The following is a 2,203-nucleotide window of genomic DNA, read 5'->3' on the forward strand; positions in this document are numbered from 1 at the left end:
CATGCCGCGGTGAATACGTTCCCGGGCCTTGTACACACCGCCCGTCACACCACGAGAGTTTGCAACACCCGAAGTCGGTGGGGTAACCCTTACGGGAGCCAGCCGCCGAAGGTGGGGCAGATGATTGGGGTGAAGTCGTAACAAGGTAGCCGTATCGGAAGGTGCGGCTGGATCACCTCCTTTCTAAGGAATTTTTACAGAAAAACGTGACGTTTTGACTTTGATTTTGTTCAGTTTTGAAGGTTCAATTAAATAATCTTCATATATTTGTCGAGTAAGGGCCTGTAGCTCAGCTGGTTAGAGCGCACGCCTGATAAGCGTGAGGTCGGTGGTTCGAGTCCACTCAGGCCCACCATCCTTACTCTTCTTTTTTCTGTCGGGGCCTTAGCTCAGCTGGGAGAGCGCCTGCTTTGCACGCAGGAGGTCAGCGGTTCGATCCCGCTAGGCTCCACCAAAATTGTTCTTTGAAAACTGGATATAAGCAATCGTATGAACAAGTATAAAACCAAGTAAGACACAGAATGCCTTTTTAGGTTAAGTTAGAAAGGGCGCACGGTGGATGCCTTGGCACTAGGAGCCGACGAAGGACGGGACTAACACCGATATGCTCCGGGGAGCTGTAAGTAAGCTTTGATCCGGAGATTTCCGAATGGGGAAACCCGCCATCCGTAATGGGATGGCACCCTTGCCTGAATACATAGGGCAGGAGGAGGCATACCCGGGGAACTGAAACATCTAAGTACCCGGAGGAAGAGAAAGCAAACGCGATTCCCTGAGTAGCGGCGAGCGAAACGGGACATAGCCCAAACCAGAAAGCTTGCTTTCTGGGGTTGTAGGACACTCTATACGGAGTTACAAAGGAAGAGGATAAGTGAAGCGGTCTGGAAAGGCCCGCGAAACAAGGTAACAGCCCTGTAGCTGAAATCCTCTTCTCTCTTGAGTGGATCCTGAGTACGGCGGAACACGAGGAATTCCGTCGGAATCCGGGAGGACCATCTCCCAAGGCTAAATACTCCCTAGTGACCGATAGTGAACCAGTACCGTGAGGGAAAGGTGAAAAGCACCCCGGAAGGGGAGTGAAAGAGATCCTGAAACCGTGTGCCTACAAGTAGTCAGAGCCCGTTAATGGGTGATGGCGTGCCTTTTGTAGAATGAACCGGCGAGTTACGATTTCATGCAAGGTTAAGCAGATGATGCGGAGCCGCAGCGAAAGCGAGTCTGAATAGGGCGAATGAGTATGAGGTCGTAGACCCGAAACCAGGTGATCTACCCATGTCCAGGATGAAGGTGAGGTAACACTCACTGGAGGTCCGAACCCACGCACGTTGAAAAGTGCGGGGATGAGGTGTGGGTAGCGGTGAAATTCCAATCGAACCTGGAGATAGCTGGTTCTCTCCGAAATAGCTTTAGGGCTAGCCTCAAACGAAGAGTTCTGGAGGTAGAGCACTGTTTGGACTAGGGGCCCATCCCGGGTTACCGAATTCAGACAAACTCCGAATGCCAGAAACTTATGTTTGGGAGTCAGACTGCGAGTGATAAGATCCGTAGTCAAGAGGGAAACAGCCCAGACCACCAGCTAAGGTCCCAAAGTATACGTTAAGTGGAAAAGGATGTGGAGTTGCCCAGACAACCAGGATGTTGGCTTAGAAGCAGCCACCATTTAAAGAGTGCGTAATAGCTCACTGGTCGAGTGACTCTGCGCCGAAAATGTACCGGGGCTAAACGTATCACCGAAGCTGTGGATTGATATCGTTGATATCAGTGGTAGGAGAGCGTTCCAGCTGCTGTGAAGCTAGACCGTAAGGACTGGTGGAGCGTCTGGAAGTGAGAATGCCGGTATGAGTAGCGAAAGAAGGGTGAGAATCCCTTCCACCGAATGCCCAAGGTTTCCTGAGGAAGGCTCGTCCTCTCAGGGTTAGTCGGGACCTAAGCCGAGGCCGAAAGGCGTAGGCGATGGAGAACAGGTTGATATTCCTGTACCACCAAGCATCGTTTGAGTGATGGGGGGACGCAGGAGGATAGGAGATCACGCAGCTGGATACGCGTGTTTAAGCAGGTAGGCTGGAAATGAGGCAAATCCCGTTTCCGTGAAGGCTGAGCTGTGATGACGAGGGAAATTAAGTACCGAAGTCTTCGATTCCACACTGCCAAGAAAAGCCTCTAGCGAGATGTAAGGTGCCCGTACCGCAAACCGACACAGGTA

2 tRNA genes and 2 other annotated features (1 of these 4 cut by a window edge) are annotated in these 2,203 nt (G+C 51.7%); both genes read left to right on the forward strand.

The annotated features are described in order from the left end of the window. Positions 1-35 precede the first annotated feature (35 nt). Positions 36-170, forward strand: a sequence feature (16S ribosomal RNA rRNA prediction is too short). A 108-nt stretch (positions 171-278) separates the two neighbouring features. Further along, positions 279-355, forward strand: a tRNA-Ile gene (locus tag A3M5_RS0117730). A 23-nt stretch (positions 356-378) separates the two neighbouring features. Continuing rightward, a tRNA-Ala gene (locus tag A3M5_RS0117735) sits at positions 379-454 on the forward strand. Between the two features lie 78 nt (positions 455-532). Beyond that, positions 533-2,203, forward strand: a sequence feature (23S ribosomal RNA rRNA prediction is too short); it runs 199 nt beyond the window's last position.

Source organism: Bacillus sp. 37MA (assembly GCF_000372765.1).
GTDB classification, from domain to species: domain Bacteria; phylum Bacillota; class Bacilli; order Bacillales; family Domibacillaceae; genus Domibacillus; species Domibacillus aminovorans.